Source organism: Streptomyces sp. NPDC006314 (assembly GCF_040613075.1).
Classification (GTDB): domain Bacteria; phylum Actinomycetota; class Actinomycetes; order Streptomycetales; family Streptomycetaceae; genus Streptomyces.
In genome coordinates this window covers 54,830-75,828 of the sequence record NZ_JBEXRL010000010.1, presented here as the reverse complement: position 1 = coordinate 75,828, position 20,999 = coordinate 54,830, and the positions used below count along the sequence as shown (strand labels likewise).

The window sequence follows — 20,999 nt, the reverse complement described above, 5'->3', positions numbered from 1 at the left end:
CGTCTCGCGTTCTGCTATTAGCCTTCCTACGAGACACAGGCGCTTTGCGGAGACGTGACACGGGAGGCTGACGTGACACGCGGAGGACAGGGGCTGGCTCGGGTGGCCGTCGTCGTACGGGCGGGGGCCGCGCCGATGTGGTGGCTCGGGGTGTTCGCTGCGGCGATCGGTGTGCTGGTGCCCGGGGTGACCGGGCGCCGGATCGGGGTGCTGGCCGGGGCCGCGCTGTTCCTCATCGGCGCGGCCGTCGTGGTGCTGGTGCGCCGGAGCCGGTATGCGGCCCTCGCCCGCGGGGCGGCCCGCGCGGGCAGGTACGACGTCCTGCAGGACCGGGCGGTGACCGTGCGCAACTGGCGCCGGGGACACCGCTGGTGGCTGTTGCTGGCGTTCCTGGTCGCGCTCGGCGGCTCCTTCGCGGTGCCCGCGGCCGGCGGCATGCTGCTCGCCGGGATCGGCACCGGGCTCCGGCTGAAGGCCGCCTGGCTCGGCCGGCGCGAGCGGGCTGAGGAGACGCTGCTGTGGGTGCGCGTCGACTGGCTCGACAAGCGCGGCGGGTGCCCGGCGGGCAAGGCCGTGAAGGGCCTGCGCGCTACGGGTATCGCGGCCGGCGACGCGGCCCCGGGCGGGGCCCGCCGCCGTACCGCGGCGCTGGTCTGACTAGACCTCCAGCTCCTCCTCGATCTTCTTCAGCTGGTGCCGGGCCATCGCCAGGTTGGCCCGGCTCGAGTCGAGGACCAGGTAGAGGAACAGGCCGTTGCCGCCGCGGCTGCTGAGCAGGCGGATCAGGTGGTACTGGTCCGACAGGGTGATCAGGATGTCCTCGATGCCGGCCTTGAGGCCCAGCATTTCCATCGTGCGCATCTTGGCGCGGATCACGTCGGTGTTGCCGGCGGCGGCCACGTTCAGGTCGAAGGTCTTGCTGCCGCCCATCGTGCCCAGCGCCATCCCGCTGGTGTAGTCGACGAGCGCGACGCCGGTGGCGCCCTCGATGGAGGTGAGGGCTTCCTTCAGTGCGGTCTCGGTGTTGGCCATGGTGGTCCTCTCAGCAGTCGGTTGCGGTGCGCGCTTCGGCGCTCGTGGTGCGGGTCGTACGGGTACGGGTCGGGGGTGCGGTGCTGACGGCGCCCAGCGGTCTGCCGGCCGGGCGGGCGGCCCGGGCGGCGGCCTCGGCGGCGTCGAGCAGTTCCCCGACGCGCGCGCCGGCCCGGCGGCCCTCCAGGTGGAGCCGGCCGACGTTGACCCGGTCCTGGGCGAGCAGGGTCAGTACGGCGGTGCGGCCGGCCGCGTAGGTGGCGACGTAGCCGCGCTCGCCGCGCACCAGCAGCTCGCGGAAGCCGCCGTGTCCGGTGGTGTCGGTGACCCGTACGGCTACGCCGAGCGCGGCGGCGGTGAGCGCCGACAGGCCCTCCGGGTCGACCCCGGGGGTGTCGTGGGCGACGACGAGGCCGTCGACGCCGGCCGCGAGGGCGCCGGTGAGCTGGGGCACCCGGCTGCGCAGCCGGTGCAGCTCGTCCAGGACGGCCTGCCGGTCCTCCTCGGACAGCATCAGCTCTCTCCTCTCGGCGGGGCGGTGCCGTTCAAAGCGCCTCCAGCGCATCCCTGAGCCTCTTCAGCAGCGCGATGTCGGGGTCGGTGACCGGGGGTGGGGGCGGTGGGGCGGGTTCCGTGAACGCGGGTGTCACCGGGGTGACATGGCCGGCGGCCGCGAGTCGGCGCACGTCGACGAGCGTGTGGAAGGCCTGCCGGCCCAGGTTCCGGGCGATCCCGACGGCCGTGCGGACGCCGTCCACGCGGTCCAGGACCGCCCGCTGCCGGGGCGTGACCGGCGCGGCCGTCGCCGGGTCCGCGCGGATCAGCGGGGCGCTGTCGGCGGCCGGGTCGGGCCAGAGCCGGTGCAGCAGCAGGCGGCGGCGCAGCGTCTCGCGTTCCAGCGCGATGACCGGTACCGAGGGCAGCGGGCCGATCCGGGGCGTGTTGTCGTAGCGGAACCGGCCCGGAGCGCTGCTCGGCGCCAGCGCGAAGTACCCGGCGTCGTACAGCGCGTCCAGGTGGCACAACTCCAGGGCGCCCGCCGGTAACAGTCCGGCTTCCAGCAGAAGTTCGGCGGCCTGCAGTGGGCCCGCGCTCCGGGCGGCGGCCCGCTGCCAGGCGGCGGCCGCGAGGGTGCCGTGGGCCGTGAGGAGCACGTCGAGGCCGGGGGCGAGGGGGCTCTCGGCGTGCACCACCCGGCCCTCGGCGAGGTACAGGGTGCCGTGCTCGCGGAGCAGGACGCCGGTGGCCCGCTCCTCGGCGAGCCGGGTCAGCATCGGGGACAGGGCGCGGGTGGCCGCCTTGTCCCGCACCGGCAGGGGCGGCGGAGGTGTCTGGACCACGGTCATCCCAGCACCAGCCGGGCGGCCATCTCGCCGAGCCGGATGCGGGCGAGCGCGAGGTTGCCCTCCTCGCGGCCGAGCCACAGATGCAGGAACACGCTGCTGTCGAAGGACGTGTCCACGAACCGCAGCAGGTGGTAGCTGTCGCGGTTGCTGACGATCACGTCCTCGATGGGCGGGTGCCCCTCGCCGTGGACCGCGAAGGCGCCGTGTTCGGCGGCCATCCGGGCCAGTTCGGCGGCCTCGGCGGCGGTCGTCTCGTGATCACCGCCGGGTGCCTCCCCGACCGTGCCGAGGGCCAGTCCGCTCGTCCAGTCCACCAGCGCGGCTCCCCGGGCACCCGGTAACCGCATCGCTTCCAGCAGGCACTCGTCGATTCCGGGCACCGTGGCTCCCCTCCCGCCTGGGACTCCGGCTGAGTGACAGAGACACTACGCAACGTGTGTGCGGGAGGGTGAGGCCTTTGGCATTTTCCAGTGGAACGTGCGTCCGGCGTACTAGTGTGGGTCAACTGACGTGTGTTCCAGGCTGGTTGGCCCATTTGTTCGAGTGAGGTCGGTGTGCGTCAACGGCTTCTGGGGGCGTGGAGGGTGGTGAGCGCCGCCGCGTGCGCCCCGCCGCACTCCGCCACGACGTCCGCGATCGTCTGCGGTTCCCGTACGGTCGCGAAGGCGATGCCGCCCGAGCCGTCCGGTGCGAAGCCGTAGATGCCGGGGCGGACGAGGGAGTTGTAGGCGTAGTGGTGCGTGAAGTAGTACGCGCCGGTGTCGAGTGCCGCCGCGTGGTCGCCCTGCTCCAGGAGGGGCAGCGCGCGGCCCTCGGCCAGCAGGTCGCCCGAGAAGCAGGCCGGTCCGGCCACGTCCTGCACCACGTCCGGCCCCGCCTTGGGGCACCCCTTGGCGTCGTACGCGGCGATCCTCAGCGGCCACGCCCCCGGCGCGTACACCGTCCGCGTCGCCAGCTGCACGCCCGCGTGCGTCACCGCGATGGGCCGCCCGCCCGCGCTCTTGGCGTACTCCACCCGGGCCACCACCGTCCCGTGTTTGGCCAGCAGTGACCGCCCGAACTCCGTCACGAGCCCGTACCGCCCGTCGAAGAGCCCCGGCACCTCCTCCGCCAGCAGCCGCGCGAACCGCGCGTACGTCGGTGTCGTCCCCTCGGAGGCGAAGTTCACCGGCAGCCCGCCGCCGATGTCGAGCGTGTCGATCTGGTGGCGTCCGGCGCGCGCGTTGATCTCCTCCGCGAGCGCGTACGTCTCTGCCGCACCCCGCGCCATCAGTGACAGCGGGATGCCCTGCGAGCCGGTGTGCGCGTGCAGCCGGGTCAGCCACGGCCGCTCCAGGCAGGCCCGTACGATCCACTCGCGCGCCCCCTCGTCGCGCAGCGCCACCCCGAACTTCGACGTCTCCGTCGCCGTGGAGGTCGCCCCGATCGTGCCGCCGCCGACCTGCGGGTTGATCCGGATGCCGAGCGGCGACCGGCTGGGCGTGGACCGTACCAGGGCGTCCAGCCGGTGCAGCTCCTGTGGATTGTCGGCGTTCACGGCGATGCCCAGCGCCAGCGCCTCGCGCAGCTCCGCCGGCGTCTTGGCGGGCGAGTCCAGCACCGTCCGGGTGGGCGGCACCCCGGCCGCCCGGGCCAGCGCCAGCTCCCCGGGGCTCGCCACCTCCGCGCCGATGCCCGCCTCGTGCAGCAGCCGCAGCACCGGCACCAGCGGGGTCGCCTTCACCGCGAAGGCGTGCAGGACCGGCGTGCCGGGCGCCGTGACCGCGTCGAACGCCGCCCGCAGGGCCGCGGCCGACTCCTGGATGCCCGCGACGTCCAGCAGTCCCACCACGGCCGCGTCCGGGCCCAGCAGCCCCTGCTCGACCGCCGCCCGTACCGCCTGGTCCCGCCGGCTCGCGCGTTCCCGGGCCTCGCTCGCGATGTCGTGCTCGTGCTCGTTCTCCACGGCGTCCCCGTCCTGTCTCGGCTACCGGTGCTTCCAGCCAAACACCCACCGCGCCCGGACGGGGTCGCCCCGATGTATTGACTAGTTCTATTCAGATCGACAGGATGTGAATAGAAGCAGCTACAGGAGGAGGCAGACGATGTCGGGACCCCGCCCCGTACGAGCACCGCGCGGCACGGAACTGAGCGCCCTGGGATGGCAGCAGGAAGCCGCCCTGCGGATGCTGCAGAACAACCTCGACCCCGAGGTCGCCGAGCACCCCGACAAGCTCGTCGTCTACGGCGGCACCGGCAAGGCCGCCCGCGACTGGCGCTCCTTCGACGCGATGGTCCGCACGCTGCGGACCCTCAAGCAGGACGAGACCATGCTGGTCCAGTCCGGCCGCCCGGTCGGCGTGATGCAGACCCACGAGTGGGCCCCGCGCGTCCTCATCGCCAACTCCAACCTCGTCGGCGACTGGGCCAACTGGGAGGAGTTCCGCCGCCTGGAGGCCCTCGGCCTGACCATGTACGGCCAGATGACCGCCGGCTCCTGGATCTACATCGGTACCCAGGGCATCCTGCAGGGCACCTACGAGACCTTCGCCGCCGTCGCCGCGAAGAAGTTCAACGGCACCCTCGCCGGGACGATCACCCTCACCGCCGGTCTCGGCGGCATGGGCGGCGCCCAGCCCCTCGCGGTCACCATGAACGACGGCGTCGCCATCTGCGTCGACTGCGACCCGCGCGCCATCGAGCGCCGCATCGAGCACCGGTACCTGGACGTCAAGGCCGACTCCCTGGACCACGCGCTCCAGCTGGCCGTCGAGGCCCGCGATCAGCGCAAGCCGCTGTCCATCGGCGTCCTCGGCAACGCGGCCGAGGTACTCCCGCAGCTGCTCGCGATGAACGCGCCGATCGACATCGTCACCGACCAGACCTCCGCCCACGACCCGTTGTCCTATCTGCCCGTCGGCATCGCCTTCGAGGACATGGCCGACGCCGCCGCCAAGGACCCGGCCGGTTTCACCACGCGTGCGCGTGAGTCCATGGCGAAGCACGTGGAGGCCATGGTCGGCTTCCTGGACGCCGGCGCGGAGGTCTTCGACTACGGCAACTCGATCCGAGGCGAGGCCCGACTCGCGGGCTACGACCGCGCGTTCGCCTTCCCCGGCTTCGTCCCCGCGTACATCCGTCCCCTCTTCTGCGAGGGCAAGGGCCCCTTCCGCTGGGCGGCGCTGTCCGGCGACCCCGCCGACATCGCCAAGACCGACAAGGCGATCCTGGAGCTGTTCCCCGAGAACGAGTCCCTGGCCCGCTGGATCAAGATGGCCGGTGAGCGCGTCCACTTCCAGGGCCTGCCCGCGCGCATCTGCTGGCTCGGCTACGGCGAGCGCGACAAGGCCGGCGAGCGCTTCAACGACATGGTCGCCTCCGGTGAGCTGGCGGCTCCGCTGGCCATCGGCCGCGACCACCTGGACTGCGGCTCCGTCGCCTCCCCGTACCGCGAGACCGAGGCCATGCTCGACGGCTCCGACGCGATCGCCGACTGGCCGCTGCTGAACGCCATGGTCAACGTGGCCTCGGGCGCGTCCTGGGTGTCCATCCACCACGGTGGCGGCGTGGGCATGGGGCGGTCCATCCACGCCGGCCAGGTGACGGTGGCCGACGGCACGAAGCTGAGCGGGGAGAAGATCCGCCGGGTGCTGACCAACGACCCCGGTATGGGTGTCATCCGGCACGTGGACGCGGGATACGACGTCGCGGAGTCCGTGGCGCAGGACCGCGGGGTCCGGGTGCCGATGCGCGAGGGTGACCAGGCGTGAGCGACCTTCAGGGCGGGCCGGGCGACTCCCGGGCGGGGACTGAGGTCTCGCCGCCGCCCGCGGGTCCGGCTGTGCCCACCCTCCCCGAGGAATCTCCGGCAAGCTCCGGCCCGACCCCCATCGCTCTGCGGAGCGACTGCCCGCAGCCCGTGCCGACAGCGCGTTCCTTCCACCAGATGTGGCGCGAGCTGCTCCCCATCGGCCGGCACCCCGGCTCCGGCGGCTACCGGCGTTACGCCTGGACCGGTGCCGATGCCGACTGCCGGGCCTGGTTCAAGGAGCAGGCCGAGGCACGCGGGCTGTCGTACGAGGTCGACCGGAACGGGAACCAGTGGGCCTGGCTCGGGGACCCGGCCGCCGGGGACGCCGTCGTCACCGGGTCGCATCTGGACTCGGTGCCGGACGGCGGTGCCTTCGACGGGCCCCTCGGTGTCGTGTCCTCCTTCGCCGCCCTGGACGAGCTGCGCGGCAGGGACGTGCGGTTCACCAGGCCCCTGGCGATCGTCAACTTCGGGGACGAGGAGGGTGCCCGGTTCGGACTCGCCTGTGTCGGCTCCCGGCTCACCGCCGGGCAGCTGACCGTCGAGCAGGCCCACCGGCTCACGGACGGGGACGGGGTCAGCCTGCCGCGGGCCATGGCGGCCGCCGGCCACGACCCCGACGCCATCGGACCCGACCCCGAGCGGCTGGGCCGGATCGGCGCCTTCGTGGAGCTGCACGTCGAGCAGGGCCGCGCGCTGGACCTGTCCGGCGACCGGGTCGGCATCGCCAGCGCCATCTGGCCGCACGGCCGCTGGCGGTTCGACTTCCGGGGCGAGGCCAACCACGCCGGCACCACCCGGCTGGCCGACCGCCGCGACCCGATGCTGTCGTACGCCGAGACCGTCCTCGCCGCCCGCCGCGAAGCCCGACTCGCCGGTGCCGTCGCCACCTTCGGCAAGATCGCGGTGGAGCCGAACGGGGTCAACGCGATCCCCTCGCTGGTGCGCGGCTGGCTCGACTCCCGCGCCGCCGACCAGGAGACCCTGGACACGGTGGTCGGCGGCATCGAGAAGGCGGCCCGGGAGTACGCGGCCGCCCACGGCATCGACCTGGACGTCGTCCGGGAGTCCTTCACGCCGGTCGTGGAGTTCGACCACGCCCTGCGCGACGAACTCGGCCGCATCCTGGGCAAGGACACCGGTCTGACGGTGCCCGTCCTCGGGACCGGCGCCGGACACGACGCCGGAATCCTCTCCGGGAGCATCCCGACCGCCATGCTGTTCGTGCGCAACCCCACCGGTGTCTCGCACTCCCCGGCCGAGTTCGCGGCCGAGGACGACTGCGCGGCCGGGGTGAGCGCGCTCGCCGACGTACTGGAAGGGCTGGCCTGCAGGTGACCGAGCGGACCTACTGGTTGGAGCATGCCTGGCTCGGCACGAACGTCGAGCCGGGGGTCGTGGTCACGGTGCCGATCAGCGGCTCCGCCGCGGGCGCGGCAGGCCGGATCGGCACCGTCCGCACCGGCGTGCCCACCCCGCCGCCCGGTGCCGAGATCCTGCGCGGGCTCACCCTCCCCGGACTGGCGAACGCCCACAGCCACGCCTTCCACCGGGCGCTGCGCGGCACCGTCCAGGTCGGCTCCGGGACCTTCTGGACCTGGCGCGAGGTGATGTACTCCGTCGCCGACCATCTGACCCCGGAGACCTACCACGCCCTCGCCCGCGCGGTCTACGCCGAGATGGCGCTGGCCGGCATCACCTGCGTCGGCGAGTTCCACTACGTGCACCACGCGCCCGGCGGCACCCCCTATGCCGACCCCAACGCGATGGGCGAGGCGCTGATCGCGGCCGCCGCCGAGGCCGGCATCCGGATCACCCTCCTCGACACCTGTTACCTCTCCTCAAGCTTCGGCGAGCCACCCAGCAGCCACCAGCTGCGGTTCTCCGACGGCAGCGCGGAGGCCTGGGCCGAACGCTGTGCGGTTCTCAAGGAACGGGATCACGCACGGATCGGGGCGGCGATCCACTCGGTACGGGCCGTGCCCTCAGGGCAGTTGGCGACCGTGGCGGGGTGGGCCGAGGAGCGGCGGGCCCCGCTGCACGTCCACCTCTCGGAGCAGACCGCGGAGAACGACGCGTGCCTCGCCGCGCACGGCCGCACCCCCACCCGGCTGCTCGCCGACCACGGCGTCCTCGGGCCGCGCACCACCGGCGTGCACAACACCCACCTCACCGGCGAGGACATCGCCCTGCTCGGCGGCTCGGGCACCGGCACCTGCATGTGCCCGACGACCGAACGCGACCTGGCCGACGGAATCGGCCCGGCCGTCGCCCTGCAGCGGGCGGGCTCCCCGCTCTCCCTCGGCTCCGACAGCCACGCCGTCATCGACCTGCTCGAAGAGGCGCGCGCGATGGAGCTGAACGAGCGGCTGCGCACCCGCACCCGGGGTCACTGGACGGCCGCGGCCCTGCTGCGCGCGGCCTCCGCGGACGGTCACGCGGCGCTGGGCTGGAAGGACGCGGGCACCCTGGAAGCGGGGGCACTGGCCGACTTCACGACCATCGCCCTCGACTCCGTCAGAACAGCGGGGCCGGTGCCGCGACTCGGTGCCGAGACCGCCGTATTCGCCGCGTCCGCCGCGGACGTACGCCACACGGTCGTGGGCGGCCGGCATGTCGTACGGGACGGCGCGCACGCGCTCGTACCGGACGTGCCGTCGGCACTGGCCGACGCGATCGAAGCCCTCCGCGGCTGAACCCCGCCGACCCCGACCCGGCCACCCCTGAGGACACCATGAGCAGCAGCACCGTCATCACCAACATCGCCACGCTGGTCACCAACGACCCCTCCCTCGGTGACGGTTCCCCCCTCGGTCTGATCCACGACGCGGCCGTCGTCATCGACGGCGACCGCGTCGCGTGGACCGGTGAATCCAGCAAAGCACCCGCCACTGACAACCGGGTCGACGCGGGCGGCCGGGCGGTGCTGCCCGGCTTCGTGGACTCCCACTCGCACCTGGTCTTCGCCGGTGACCGCACCCAGGAGTTCAACGCCCGCATGTCCGGCCGCCCCTACACGGCGGGCGGCATCCGCACCACGGTCGCGGCCACCCGCGCCGCGAGCGACGCGGAACTGGAGGCGAACCTCACCCACTACCTGGCGGAGGCGCTCCGTCAGGGCACCACCACCTTCGAGACCAAGTCGGGCTACGGCCTCACCGTCGAGGACGAGGCCCGCGCCCTGCGCATCGCGGCCGGGCACACCGACGAGGTGACGTATCTCGGCGCCCACATCGTCTCCCCCGACTACGGCGACGACCCGGCGGCCTATGTCGCCCTGGTCACCGGTGAGATGCTGGACGCCTGCGCGCCGCACGCCCGCTGGATCGACGTGTTCTGCGAGAAGGGCGCCTTCGACGGCGACCAGGCCCGTGCGATCCTCACCGCAGGCAAGGCGAAGGGCCTGCATCCGCGCGTCCACGCCAACCAGCTCTCCCACGGCCCCGGCGTCCAGCTGGCCGTCGAGCTGGACGCCGCCAGCGCCGACCACTGCACCCACCTCACGGACGCGGACGTCGACGCCCTCGCGCACAGCGGCACGGTCGCCACCCTGCTGCCCGGCGCAGAGTTCTCCACCCGTGCCGAGTGGCCGGACGCGCGCCGTCTGCTGGACGCGGGCGTCACGGTCGCCCTGTCCACGGACTGCAATCCGGGCTCGTCCTTCACCTCCTCCGTGCCCTTCTGCATCGCCCTCGCGGTCCGCGACATGCGGATGACCCCCGACGAGGCGGTCTGGTCGGCCACGGCGGGCGGCGCGGCGGCCCTGCGCCGCACGGACATCGGCCGCATCACCCCCGGCGCCCTGGCCGACCTGACCCTCCTGGACGCCCCCAGCCATGTCCACCTGGCCTACCGCCCGGGCGTGCCGCTGGTCAGCGGGGTGTGGCGCAGGGGCGTACGCGTCGTCTGAGCGGGCGTCAGACGGCCTGGGAGGCCGCACCGGGCACGGCGCCCCTCCCGGGCCTCGTGGACCGCGGCCCGGATCGGCCACACCGGTCGCCGGCACCTGTGCACCATCGGGTGCTCGCCGCGCCTTCGGGCAGCCGCCGCACCGTCAGGGGTCGCCGCCCCCTCAGGAGGCGGCCGCCCCCGCGGAGATCGCCGCCTCTTCAGGAACGGCCGCGCCGTCCACCACAGCGGTCTTCTGCGTAGCGGCGACCCGCTCCCGGTCCGCCAGCGACCGCCCCCAGGCCGTACCGGCGAGCACCAGCACCGCACCGGACAGGCCCGGCCACCCCGGCCGCTCCCCGCCCAGGGCGATGCCCACCGCCGCTGCCCACACCGGCTCCGTGCCGAGCAGCAGGCTCACCCGGGACGGGGAGGTGCGGCGGACCGCCCACATCTGCACGAAGAACGCGAACAGGGTGCAGAACGCGGACAGGTACAGCAGCCCCACCCAGTCCCCGGCGCCGAAGCCGGCCGCGGCCGCCCAGGGCGAGGCGCCGCCGCCCGGTACCGCCGCCAGCACGGCGAACACGACGACCGCCCCGCCCAGCTGGACGGTGGTCAGAGACAGCGCGTCCGCACCGCGCACCGACTCCATGCGGGACATGGCGAGGACGTGCGCGGTACGGGCGACGGCGGCTCCCAGCATCAGCAGGTCGCCCCCGGACGGGGCGCTGAACCCGGTGCCCTGGGTGAGCAGCGCCACCCCGAGCACCGACAGACCGGCGGCCGCCATGAAGGAACCCGGCAGCCGGGTGCCGCGCACCCGGCTCTCCGCCAGCGGTGTGAACACCATGGTGAGACTGATGATCAGCCCGGCGTTCGTCGCCGAGGTGTGCACCACGCCGTACGTCTCCAGCAGGAAGATCACGGCGAGCATCAGCCCCAGCAGCCCGGCGCCGCGTATCTGGACGGCACTCAGCACCCGTAGCCGCCGCCATCCCGCGGCGACCAGCACCGGCAGCGCCACGGCGAACCGGAGCACCAGCACGGCCAGCACGGTCCGCTCCGTGGTGACGCCCTTGGCGGCCAGATAGCTGGAGCCCCACACCACCGCGACCAGCAGGACGGGAAGATCGGTCAGCCGGGCGCCGCGGGCCGCGGTGACGCTCATGGGCACTCCTCTGGAGACATACGGAAGGACACGGGCAACGGGCGGAGGCAGGCGCTCAGCGCGCCGTGTACGCGCACCGGGACGTCAGGGTGGGCGGGCAGCGCGGGGTCCACCGGGCGCACCGGGGTCACCGGGTGCGGCGTGCGGCGGTCGTCGCCCAGCAGCAGGTCACCGGGCCCGGCCAGCGTAGTCGTGAGCAGGGCGGGCGCCGTGTCGGCCTACACACCGCTCTCGCCGCCGCTGACGTCGGTGCGGCCGATCGGCAGCGAGGTGGTGAAGGGGCCCCGTCGCGCTGCCGGCCCTCCTGCCCCGTCCGGCGCGGCCAGCCGGCCCTCCTGCCCCGTCCGGGGCGTCCGGCCCGCCGCTGAACAGGTCACGGCCGGCCGGTCGGGGTCCAGGCCCGCGCGCCGGCCGAGGGGGCGGACGAGACGGGTGGGTGCGGTCTTCGCAGCCCCTGCTGCGGTCGCGACGACCAGACGCCCGCCCCGGTACGGCCCCGGACAACGGTGTGCCCCGGCCACGCCGGGACCCGGACGGCCGGTCACCGGAGACGTTGCCCGGCCGTGCGGCCTACGCCGTCCGCCCGGCCCGCCACCGCTGCCCCAGCCCCCCCTTCAGCGGCTCCAGCACCACCCCGTCGCCGCCGTCCGGTGTCACCGCCGTCTCGATCGCGATCACCGGGCGGATCGTGCCGTCGGGATCGACGGCGAAGCGGAGGTTGTCGCCGTTGCGGCCGTACACCGCGTCGCAGCCCCAGATGCCCACTCCCCGGTCGACGGAGCCCCGGCTGTCGAGGCAGAAGCCGTCGTCGGCCGCCGAGCGCAGCACGCCCAGGTAGGCGTCGACGCGCCAGCGCTGGGTCGGGGAGGACGAGCAGGGGGCGGTGACGACATCGTTGCCCTGGCCCAGGACGCCGTCGCGGATGTCCAGGCAGCGGCCCGTGGCGAGATTCACCACCTGGGCGTAGGAGATGCCGGGCAGCGAGGGCGGGGGCGTCGGCCGGGGCGTCTTCCGGCGCGGCGGAGGCGGGGTCGGACGGTGCGAAGCCGGGGTGGGCGCCGGGCGTCTGGAGGTGGCCGAGGGGGACGGGGACGGGGAGGGGGAGGGGGAGGCCGTGGGGGACGGGGTGACGGAGACCGTGGCCGTGACCGTCACCGGGGGAGGTGCGGGCGTCGCCGCCGTACGCTGCTGGCCGGAGCGGTGCGCCGGGGAGAGCAGGAACACCAGGAACGGGGTCAGGGCCACGCCCAGGGCCGCCGAGGCCAGCAGATAACGGCGGTGCCGGGGCCGCCGGCTCCCGCCGCCGTCGGGCGCCTCGGGGCGCGGGTCGGTTCCGCTTTCTCGTATGTACGACGTTCCGCCCCACGGCAGCAGGCCCTCCGCCAGTGCCTGCCTCGGGGTGTCCCGCAGCGCGGTCAGGTCCTCGAAGGCGGCCGTGCAGTGCGGACAGCGGGTCATGTGGGCGTCCAGGTCGCTGCTGAGGCGCGGGCCGTCCGGCCGTACCGCCTCCTCGATCAGCCGGCGGAAGTCGGCGCAGCGCGGGTCGTCCGAGGCGGCCAGCCGGTGTCTGAGGCAGGCCCGGGCCAGGGCCTTGAGGGCCTGCGGGGTGCCGTGTGCCACGTCCACGCGGCTCAGCCCGAGGAAGGCGGCGGTGCGCTCCTGCGGTTCCTCCTCCAGCAAGCCGTACCAGACCAGTCCCTGGGTGCGGGACGGCAGCGACTGGAACGCCGGCAGCAGGGGCGGTGTCGGGCCGTCGGGCAGGCCGGCCGCGTTCAGCACCAGCAGCAGCCCCGGGTCGACGCCCGCGGACCGCTCGTCGCGCGCCCAGACGGCCGCCGACCGGGCGGTGAGCAGCAGGAGCCGGTGGCGCAGGGGGACGCCCGGCTCGACGCCGCGGGCCGTCTCGCGGGCCGCCGCGGTGAAGGCCTCCGCCGCCAGCCGGCGGGCCGCGGACTCGCTCGCGGCGCACAACCGGGCGTAGGCCAGGACCGCCGGGTGGTGCCGTCGGCGCAGCTCCTGCAGCGCCGGGTACGCCGTCGCCGTGGGGGAGCGCAGCAGTTCGGTCAGCCGTGCCTCCGGCGCGTTCTCCTGGCCCCCGCCCGCCTCGGCCCGGTCCCCCTGAGCCATCGTCCAGCCTCCTCGCGACAACGTGTGGCCGCGCTCTTGCGGCCCCGGTCCGGCTACCGGCCGGTCAGGGGGCCCCATAGTGCTGGAGGGGGCGGATCATGAAAAGAGGTTTCCGGCGGTAACCGCATAACGGTTGGGACGCTGGGTACCGGCCAGCCGGGGAGGTGGCGGGGCGGGTACGCCGAAGCGGCCCGGCCGCGACGGCCGGACCGCTTCCACGGCTTCGGCGGGGCGGAGCGGACACGGAGGTGACACCTCCGGGGCCGGTCCGGACCAGGAGGTCACTCCTCCACGGTCAGTCCCTTGCGCAGTCGTACCAGCGTGCGGGAGAGCAGCCGGGACACGTGCATCTGGGAGATGCCGAGTTCCTCGCCGATCTCCGACTGGGTCATGTTCGCCACGAAGCGCAGGGAGAGGATCTTCCGGTCCCGAAACGAGAGTTCGGCGATCAGGGGCTTGAGCGACTCGATGTACTCGATGCCCTCGAGCCCGTGGTCCTCGTACCCGATGCGGTTCGCGAGGGCGCCCTCGGTCTCGTCCTCCTCCGGCTGGGCGTCCAGCGAGGAGGCGGTGTAGGCGTTCGAGGCGGCCATGCCCTCGACGACCTCGTCGTTGGAGATGCCGAGCCGCTCGGCGAGTTCCGTGACCGTGGGGGCGCGGTCCAGCTTCTGCGCCAGCTCGTCCCCGGCCTTGGCGAGGTCGAGCCGCAGCTCCTGAAGGCGGCGCGGAACGCGCACGGACCACGAGGTGTCACGGAAGAAACGCTTGATCTCGCCGATGATGGTCGGCATCGCGAAGGTGGGGAATTCCACACCGCGGGAGAGTTCGAAGCGGTCGATCGCCTTGATCAGGCCGATGGTGCCGACCTGGATGATGTCCTCCATCGGCTCGCTGCGGGAGCGGAAACGGGAGGCGGCGAACTTGACGAGCGCGAGGTTGAGCTCGACTAGCGTGTTGCGGACGTACGAGTACTCGTACGTTCCTTCCTCCAGCGACTCCAGCCGCTCGAAGAGGGTCTTGGACAGGGCCCGCGCGTCGACCGGGCCGATCTCGTCGTACGGGGGGATCTCCGGGAGTCCCTCGAAGGGGTCCAGGGGATCGATGGGATGATCCAGTTGTTCCGGTGGGGGTGTCGACGTCGCGATCGGGGTATGCGATGCGTCGAGCCGGGGTGACATGGGTGTCCTCCATCGTTCTCGGCATATGGCTGCCGAAGCCAGTACGTGCACTACGGTGTGCGGCGCCTCCGAAGCCGGCGTGTAGGGGTGTGTGTCTTTACTAGCCCTACCCGCTTGACCGAGCGAGTCGCAAGTGCGTTCTGTTGCGATATGTCCGTTTGTGTGCGGTTGTTCGGGTGTCGGAGTGCGCATGGAAGGCGTAATGTTCGAGGGCATCAGCAGCCACGACCGCGGGAGAGAGACGGCATGGACCACGGGACGGTCGGCAGCGCACAGTCGGGCCGGCTTCTGGTGGAGGTGCGGGAAGAGGGCTCCAGCGCCGTTGTGACACCGGCGGGTGAGCTCGATCACCACACCGCCGATCTTTTGCGTGAGCCCCTCGACGACCTTCTGGACAAGGGCTTCTCGCGGCTCGTGGTGGACTGCTCACGCCTGGAGTTCTGTGACTCCACGGGCCTGAACGTTCTGCTCGGGGCGCGCTTGAAGGCGGAGGCCGCCGGTGGCGGGGTCCATCTGGCGGGCATGCTGCCAGTGGTCGCCCGCGTGTTCGAGATCACCGGGGCCGAGGCGGTCTTCACCGTCCATGACTCCGTGGAGGCGGCCCTGGCCGACGGCGCCGACTGAGCCCGTGCCCCCGGCCCTCCTGCGCCCAGACCACTTTCGGCGTTGCGTCCGTCACGCCGAATACGGGGGTGTTTCGCCGGATCCGTCGGGCAGGAGAGGGCAGGAGGGGGCGGGAGGTGTCCCGCCTACCGCCCGCCGCTGGATCGTCCCGGGGCCGGTGAACGACCCTGGGTGGCGGCTTGGGCGGGACGTATGTGCGACGGACGGACGAGCAAGCGACCCCGCACGGAACCCGGGCGGACGACGTACGGATCGGACGGCACCGAACGGTGCCGGACTGTTAAATCGTGAACTGGTGAATCGGTGAGGTGAAGCGCTGATGAGCACCACCCGGCCTTACTCGCCGGGCGACCGCGGCCCGGAGCCCAGCGGCGCTTCCGGGGCGTCCGAGGGGGATGTGCCGGTCACCGGCGCAGCCACGGGGGCAGCCGCGCCGTCCGAGTCGTCCGGGCCGCCCGGCGGCACACAGGGGGCACGGGGCCGGCAGGTCCGCAGACTCGCCCTGGAGGGCGAGAGCGGGGTCGTCCCGCTCGCCCGCGACTTCAGCCGCCAGGCGCTGTACGCATGGGGCTGGTTGCCCGCCGCCACCGCCGACCAGCGGGCCGCCGCCGAGGATGTGCTGCTCGTCGTCTCGGAACTGGTCACCAACGCCTGCCTGCACGCCGAGGGCCCCGATGAACTCGTCCTCGCCTGCGACAACAAGGTGATCCGGGTGGAGGTCTCCGACCGCGGCACCGGCCAGCCGGCCCCGCGCACCCCGCACCGCGCCGGCCGCCCCGGCGGTCACGGCATGTTCATCGTGCAGCGGCTGTGCCTGGACTGGGGCGTCGTCCGCGCCACCGGCCGCCCCGGCAAGACGGTGTGGGCGGAGCTGGGCGCTCCGGCGTAGCCGCGCGGTGGTGGACCGCGGCGCTCCCGCGTGACACACGGTGCTTCCGCTCAGGGCGCCGGCGACTGGCCCGACCGGGAGGAGTTCCGCCGTGCGGCCCTCGGTCCCCAGGCACGGCAGATGTCGCCGGCTCCTGGATCCCCAGTGGCGCCCAGGGCGTCACGGTGTGCGGGAAATCCGGTTACGGCCGGGTGTGACACTTCCCGCCCGGTCACCACGCGCTGACGGAGACGAGCAGCCCGGAATTCCGCGAGCCGCGCTTCCGGTCAGGTGGAGAGACGGGCCGCCGGGCCACGGCGGCCGACCGGGACACCGAGGCCGGCGTACGAGGGCGAAGGCGTGTGGCGCCACCGGCACCTCGCCCACGCCCCGAGGAACGACCCCCGAGCGAGCGCTGCCGCCCCGTTGCCCGGACCGGGGGCACCATGCCCGACGTCCCCCTCATCCGGCGGCATCCCGAGCGGGTCCGTGACGGACTGCGCAAGCGCGGCCCGGACGTGGACCCCGCCGCCGTCCCCGAAGTGCCGCGACGGCCGTGACTCCCCCGGGCTCGCGCCGCCGCCCGATCCCGCGTCTCCACTCCGGCACTTCGCCGCGCCGGATCGCCACAACTCCGGCGTGTGCCGCGTCTTCCTTCCTCACGACCCCGGGCGTACCTTGACGGCCGAATCTGATGTGCCGTCAGGTGCCGCGTCGTGAACGACCCATGGAATGAACGGAAGGTGGACCGATCGTGTCGTACCCGAAGCGAACCGCCGCGCTCGCGTCCGCCGCGGCCCTGGCAGGCTCGATGGTGCTGCTGACCGCACCGGCCGCCCATGCCGACGTCGTCGACGTCGACTACCGCTGTCAGACACCGATCGGCGTCAAGAGCGCCGTCTCGCCCATCGACATCAAGGGCGTCGAGAGCGGCGGCGGTTACAAGATCACCATGTCCTGGCAGAGGGGCGTCTCCTCCAGCCCGGTCGAACTCGGCAAGGGGGCGATGACCCCGAGCGCCACCATCGCACTGGGCGGCGCCGACAGCGGCACGCTCGCGGTCAGCGGCCCTGCCAACGCGGCCGCCATCCCCGCCGACACTCCGATCAAAATAAGCGACTTGAGCGGCACCTACACTCCGAAGAAGACCGGCAAGGTCACCTTCACGGCGGCCACGCTCACCATCAAGGCGCTCGGTACGACGACGACCTGCACGCCGGCCAACAACCCCGAACCGTCCCTGACCCTGGACGTGACGGCGGCCGGCGGCTCGCCCTCGGACGGTTCCTCCTCCTCGTCGCCCCCGGGTGGTTCCTCCTCCGGCGGGCGGCTCCCGCAGACCGGCCCCGAGGACTCGGTCGTCGCCATCGGCACGCTCGGCGGCACGGTCCTGCTCGCCGGCGCGGCGGGCGGGCTGTGGCTGACCCGGCGCGGCCAGGCCGCACGCCACTGAAACCCCGGCCCACCGCCCTCCGGCATGCAACCGCACCCGCCCAGGCCCCCCGGCCACCGACCGCCCCGGCCACGGCCGCCCTACGGCCCACGCCCCCGGCCCACGACCGCTGGAGCCGCCCATGCCGTCCGCCACCCGTGTCCGGCTCCGTCGCCGGGGCCTGTGCCCGGCCATCGGCATGCCCGCACCCCTGTGCCTGAGCGCCGCGATCGCCCTGCTGAGCGCGGCGCCCCGGGCCGTTGCGGCGGGCGTTGACCGCCCGTCCCGCTACGCCGAGGGGCCGCCCGGAGCGGTCCCGCAGGACACGGTGTCCTCCACCCACCCCGGGCGGACGCCGGTCGTCGTACGGCTGCCGGGCACCGGCGTCCGGATCACGTTCGCCGACGAGGGCCCACGCGTCCCCGCCCACACTCGGGCCGGCGTGCCCGTCACGGTGACCGTTCCGGCGCGGGCCGAGCCCGGCGATCGCTCCGGTGCCATCCTCGCGCGCGACGCCGACGGCCGGACGGCGACCGTACGGCTGCGGGCCGCCGGCCCGGCGCTCGCCGCGCTGACCGTGGAGCATCTGTCCGTACACGCCGACCGGCTCACGTACGGCCTGGTCAACCGCGGTACCACCGTCCCCGTGCGGCTCGCGGTGCGCGTGGACGGCGTCCTCGGCCGGGTCCCGGACCGACCGCCGCGCCTCCTCCCCGTCCCTCCGCGCCCGGGCACCCGCCTGAAGCCCACCGAGCCCTGGCGGGACCGGCTCGCGCCGGACGCGGGTCGCCGTACGGCTGACGGTCACGGCCCCGGACGGAGCACACGCACGGCGACCGTGTCCGCGCGTTCGTGCCATGGGGCGTGCTGGCGGGCGTGGCCGGCGCGGTGGTCGCGGGGGCGGGCGCGGTGATCGTCGTACGACAGCGGGGGAGCCGTAGGGCAGACGTGGCCCGGCGGTCGTCGGTGGCTCGGTGGCCGCCCGGCATGGCTGCTCTGCCGCGGTCGAATCCACGCGCCCGAGCGCGGAGTGGACGGGAGGCACGGTGAAGTGAGCGGTACCGTTCGGATTCTGCGGCCGTCCGCGTGCTCGGCGGTGCTCGCGATGCTTCTGCTGACCCTCGCGGGCCCGGTGGCCGCGGCGGACGGACCGGCCGTGAAACTGTCGGCGGCGCAGGCCGGCACCGGCGGTTCGGTCACCGTCAGCGGCACCGGATGGCGGCCCCACGCCCTGCTGATGATGCTGGTCTGCGGGCGGGCCACGCCGTCCCGGGGCGTCATCGGCGGCACCAACTCCTGCGCCAACGGCGACGGCCGGGCCGTGACGACCGACGCCCGGGGTGCCTTCAGCCGCGCACTCCCGGTCGCCGAACCGCCCGTGCCCTGCCCCTGCGTGGTGCACGTGGCCACCGTCACCGGCGCCAAGGCCGAGACGGACGCCGTTCTCCGGGTTGCCGGGCATCCCGTCGCCCCGCTGCCCGCCGTGCGCGCCGGCGGCCGGCTGGCGGTGCTCTCCGACACCCGGCTGACCGGCTCCAGCGGCTTGCTCACCTGGTTCGGGGCCCCGCCCGGCCGGGCCCTCGTGCTCACCGTCGGCAACTCCGGCACGAGCCCGATCGAAAACCCGGTCTTCCAGGTCGGCACCGCGCACGGCGTCTTCGCCCCGCAGTGGGACGACCGGCAGTGGCACGGCACCCTCGCGCCCGGGAAGAAGACGCGGATCAAGCTGCCGGTCGAGCTGTCGGCCGGGGCGCACGGCGACTACACCGTGTCCCTGAAGTACGGCGGCCGGGTTCTCGCCGAGCAGCCGTGGCACGTCGGCCGCCCCTGGGGCGTGACGCTGTTCTGGCTGCTGCTCTGCCTGGTCGTACCCGCCGCCCTGTTCCGCATCGGAATGGCCCTGGTGGACCGGGTGCGGCCGCGCCGCCCGGGCGGCGCGAGCCGTCGGCGCCCGGGCAATCCCGCCCCGCGTCCGCCCCGCCCCGCCCCGCCCCGGCCGCGCTCCCGGGCGGCCCGGCAAGCCCCGCCCCCCATGACCCCGACCCTGCCGTGGTTCGACCCGGAGTCCGCTCCGGGCGGCCCGGCCGGCCGGCTCTCCGCACCGCCCGACGACAGCCCGACGAGTCCTACGACTCCCACTCCGAAGGGACCCACGTGAGCATGCGAAGGAGAGGCGCACCGGCCGGCGCGCACCGGCTGACCGCGGCGGGCGCCGCGCTGGTGCTGAGCGGTGCGGGCGTCCTGCTGGGCCTGGCCGCGGTGCCCGCCCAGGCGGCGCAGGTGTCGTTCGCCACCCACTGCGTGCCGCCCGCGGGCATCGATCCCGTCGACGGCACCACGAAGGTCGAGATCACGGCGCCCGCCACGGCGAAGGTCGGCGACACGGTCGACATCGTGTGGAAGTTCGTCCAGGCCGCATCCAAGAACCCCGACATCATCGACCTGCCCGCGAACTCGGTCCAGCCGTCCGGCGTCCTCAAGGCGGCCGGCGCGCAGACCGCCGACGTCGCGATGCGGGGACCGCGGGAGAACCCCGCGATCCCCAAGGGCGGCGGCATGGTGCTCTCCGACATGAAGGGCACCCTGAAGCTGACCGCGGCCGGCGAGGTGGCGCTGACGCCGGACGCGTACACCGTCAACGCGATGTCCACCGACACCACGTGCGCGCCGAAGGAGACCGTGCGGAAGGCGGCGACGATCCAGGTCACGGCGGGCAGCGGCGGCACATCCAGTACGACCCCCACCCAGTCGACGACGCCCACCCAGTCGACGACGCCCACCCAGTCGACGACGCCCACCCAGTCGACGACGCCGACGGACACCGCCACCGCCACGGCGACCGGCGGCACCGGCCAGACCGACTTCACCGGAAAGGAGGTGCAGGTCCCCTACGCCTGCAAGACCCCGATCGGCGACAAGAAAGCGACCTCGCCGGTGCAGATCAACGCCAAGAAGAACGGCGGCGGCTACGACCTCACCGTGCGGTTCAAGAAGTCGGTCATGAACAGCCCCGCCGAGATTCCCAAGGACTCCGTGAAACCGTCCATGGAGGTGGTGCTGGGCGGCGCCGACAAGGGCACGGTGCACGTGGAGGGCCCGATGAACGCGGGCCCCGTCAAGCCGGGCGACCCCATCGAGATCCCCGACCTCGCCGGCACCTACAAGCCCGGCGCGAGCGGCACCTCAACGCTGTCCCCGGGCGTCCTGACGGTCAAGGCGCTCGGTACGACCACGACGTGCACACCGACCAGGACGGAGGTCTCGCTCACCCTGGACACCACCCAGCAGCCGGGTGGAGCCTCGGGCGGCACCTCGGCCTCCGGAGGAACGTCGTCGTCCGGGGCGTCCGGATCGTCTGGATCGTCCGGAGGAGGCGGCAGCGGTTCGGGCGGCCTCGCCGAGACCGGCGCGAGCGACCACGGCGGGCTCAGGGCCCTGGGTCTGGTCGCGGGCACGGCGGTCCTGCTGGGCGGGGCGGTGTTCACGTTCCTGCCGGGGCGGCGGACGCGCTAGTCCCGGACGCACGCGAAGAGGGCCACCGCA

At 73.7% G+C, this 20,999-nt stretch carries 20 protein-coding genes; 11 read left to right on the top strand and 9 right to left on the bottom strand.

Annotation, left to right across the window (positions count from 1 at the left end):
- Positions 1-72: 72 nt before the first annotated feature.
- The gene (locus ABZ079_RS19830; protein WP_356940740.1) at positions 73-657 is read left to right on the top strand and encodes a hypothetical protein; all 585 of its coding nucleotides are present in this window, start codon (positions 73-75) and stop codon (positions 655-657) included.
- On the opposite strand, the gene ABZ079_RS19825 is transcribed toward ABZ079_RS19830, so the two are convergent.
- The 5 genes from ABZ079_RS19825 to ABZ079_RS19805 form a co-directional block, all read right to left on the bottom strand.
- Positions 658-1,032: a hypothetical protein gene (locus ABZ079_RS19825; RefSeq protein ID WP_356940739.1), complete on the bottom strand. Its 375-nt coding sequence runs from the start codon at positions 1,030-1,032 to the stop codon at positions 658-660. It abuts the gene before it with no gap.
- 10 nt (positions 1,033-1,042) lie between these two features.
- Entirely contained in the window at positions 1,043-1,546 is a 504-nt protein-coding gene (locus ABZ079_RS19820) for a roadblock/LC7 domain-containing protein (protein WP_356940738.1), read from the bottom strand.
- 31 nt (positions 1,547-1,577) lie between these two features.
- Positions 1,578-2,378: a transcriptional regulator gene (locus tag ABZ079_RS19815; protein ID WP_356940737.1), complete on the bottom strand. Its 801-nt coding sequence runs from the start codon at positions 2,376-2,378 to the stop codon at positions 1,578-1,580.
- Positions 2,375-2,758, bottom strand: coding sequence for a hypothetical protein (locus ABZ079_RS19810; protein WP_356940736.1), 384 nt, complete (start codon positions 2,756-2,758; stop codon positions 2,375-2,377). Before ABZ079_RS19810 ends, ABZ079_RS19815 begins: the two co-directional genes overlap by 4 nt.
- A gap of 179 nt (positions 2,759-2,937) precedes the next feature.
- Positions 2,938-4,323 carry a diaminopimelate decarboxylase gene (locus ABZ079_RS19805; protein ID WP_356940735.1) on the bottom strand — a complete coding sequence of 462 codons (1,386 nt, stop codon included), beginning with the start codon at positions 4,321-4,323 and terminating at the stop codon, positions 2,938-2,940.
- 139 nt (positions 4,324-4,462) lie between these two features.
- Here ABZ079_RS19805 and hutU point away from each other — a divergent pair, with 139 nt between their 5' ends.
- The 4 genes from hutU (at position 4,463) to hutI (ending at position 10,078) form a co-directional block, all read left to right on the top strand.
- Positions 4,463-6,127: a urocanate hydratase gene (gene hutU, locus ABZ079_RS19800; protein ID WP_356940734.1), complete on the top strand. Its 1,665-nt coding sequence runs from the start codon at positions 4,463-4,465 to the stop codon at positions 6,125-6,127.
- A gap of 176 nt (positions 6,128-6,303) precedes the next feature.
- The gene (locus tag ABZ079_RS19795) at positions 6,304-7,506 is read left to right on the top strand and encodes an allantoate amidohydrolase (protein WP_356940946.1); all 1,203 of its coding nucleotides are present in this window, start codon (positions 6,304-6,306) and stop codon (positions 7,504-7,506) included.
- A complete protein-coding gene (locus tag ABZ079_RS19790; RefSeq protein ID WP_356940733.1) occupies positions 7,503-8,864 on the top strand; it encodes a formimidoylglutamate deiminase in 1,362 nt (453 codons plus the stop codon). The genes ABZ079_RS19795 and ABZ079_RS19790 overlap by 4 nt, the downstream gene beginning before the upstream one ends.
- A 38-nt stretch (positions 8,865-8,902) precedes the next feature.
- Positions 8,903-10,078 (top strand): imidazolonepropionase, encoded by a 1,176-nt coding sequence (gene hutI / locus ABZ079_RS19785; RefSeq protein ID WP_356940732.1) that lies wholly within the window; start codon positions 8,903-8,905, stop codon positions 10,076-10,078.
- 162 nt (positions 10,079-10,240) lie between these two features.
- On the opposite strand, the gene ABZ079_RS19780 is transcribed toward hutI, so the two are convergent.
- From ABZ079_RS19780 to ABZ079_RS19765, 4 genes are all read right to left on the bottom strand, one after another.
- Positions 10,241-11,227, bottom strand: a complete 987-nt coding sequence (locus ABZ079_RS19780) for a DMT family transporter (RefSeq protein ID WP_356940731.1) — start codon at positions 11,225-11,227, stop codon at positions 10,241-10,243.
- The gene (locus tag ABZ079_RS19775; RefSeq protein WP_356940945.1) at positions 11,224-11,388 is read right to left on the bottom strand and encodes a hypothetical protein; all 165 of its coding nucleotides are present in this window, start codon (positions 11,386-11,388) and stop codon (positions 11,224-11,226) included. The genes ABZ079_RS19780 and ABZ079_RS19775 overlap by 4 nt, the downstream gene beginning before the upstream one ends.
- 409 nt (positions 11,389-11,797) lie before the next feature.
- Positions 11,798-13,354, bottom strand: coding sequence for an RICIN domain-containing protein (locus tag ABZ079_RS19770; RefSeq protein WP_356940730.1), 1,557 nt, complete (start codon positions 13,352-13,354; stop codon positions 11,798-11,800).
- Positions 13,355-13,635: 281 nt separating this feature from the next.
- On the bottom strand, positions 13,636-14,532 hold the full coding sequence (locus ABZ079_RS19765) for an RNA polymerase sigma factor SigF (RefSeq protein ID WP_356940729.1): 897 nt from the start codon (positions 14,530-14,532) through the stop codon (positions 13,636-13,638).
- Positions 14,533-14,778: 246 nt separating this feature from the next.
- On the opposite strand from ABZ079_RS19765, the gene ABZ079_RS19760 reads away from it, so the two are divergent.
- The 6 genes from ABZ079_RS19760 (at position 14,779) to ABZ079_RS19735 (ending at position 20,969) form a co-directional block, all read left to right on the top strand.
- Positions 14,779-15,156, top strand: coding sequence for an STAS domain-containing protein (locus tag ABZ079_RS19760; RefSeq protein WP_356940728.1), 378 nt, complete (start codon positions 14,779-14,781; stop codon positions 15,154-15,156).
- Between the two features lie 319 nt (positions 15,157-15,475).
- Entirely contained in the window at positions 15,476-16,045 is a 570-nt protein-coding gene (locus ABZ079_RS19755; protein WP_356940727.1) for an ATP-binding protein, read from the top strand.
- A 733-nt stretch (positions 16,046-16,778) separates the two neighbouring features.
- Positions 16,779-17,477 carry an LPXTG cell wall anchor domain-containing protein gene (locus tag ABZ079_RS19750; RefSeq protein ID WP_356940726.1) on the top strand — a complete coding sequence of 233 codons (699 nt, stop codon included), beginning with the start codon at positions 16,779-16,781 and terminating at the stop codon, positions 17,475-17,477.
- Between the two features lie 121 nt (positions 17,478-17,598).
- Positions 17,599-18,369: a hypothetical protein gene (locus tag ABZ079_RS19745; RefSeq protein ID WP_356940725.1), complete on the top strand. Its 771-nt coding sequence runs from the start codon at positions 17,599-17,601 to the stop codon at positions 18,367-18,369.
- Positions 18,370-18,561: 192 nt separating this feature from the next.
- Positions 18,562-19,614, top strand: coding sequence for a hypothetical protein (locus tag ABZ079_RS19740; protein ID WP_356940724.1), 1,053 nt, complete (start codon positions 18,562-18,564; stop codon positions 19,612-19,614).
- A gap of 2 nt (positions 19,615-19,616) precedes the next feature.
- Positions 19,617-20,969: a hypothetical protein gene (locus ABZ079_RS19735; protein ID WP_356940723.1), complete on the top strand. Its 1,353-nt coding sequence runs from the start codon at positions 19,617-19,619 to the stop codon at positions 20,967-20,969.
- The last annotated feature ends 30 nt before the right edge of the window (positions 20,970-20,999 follow it).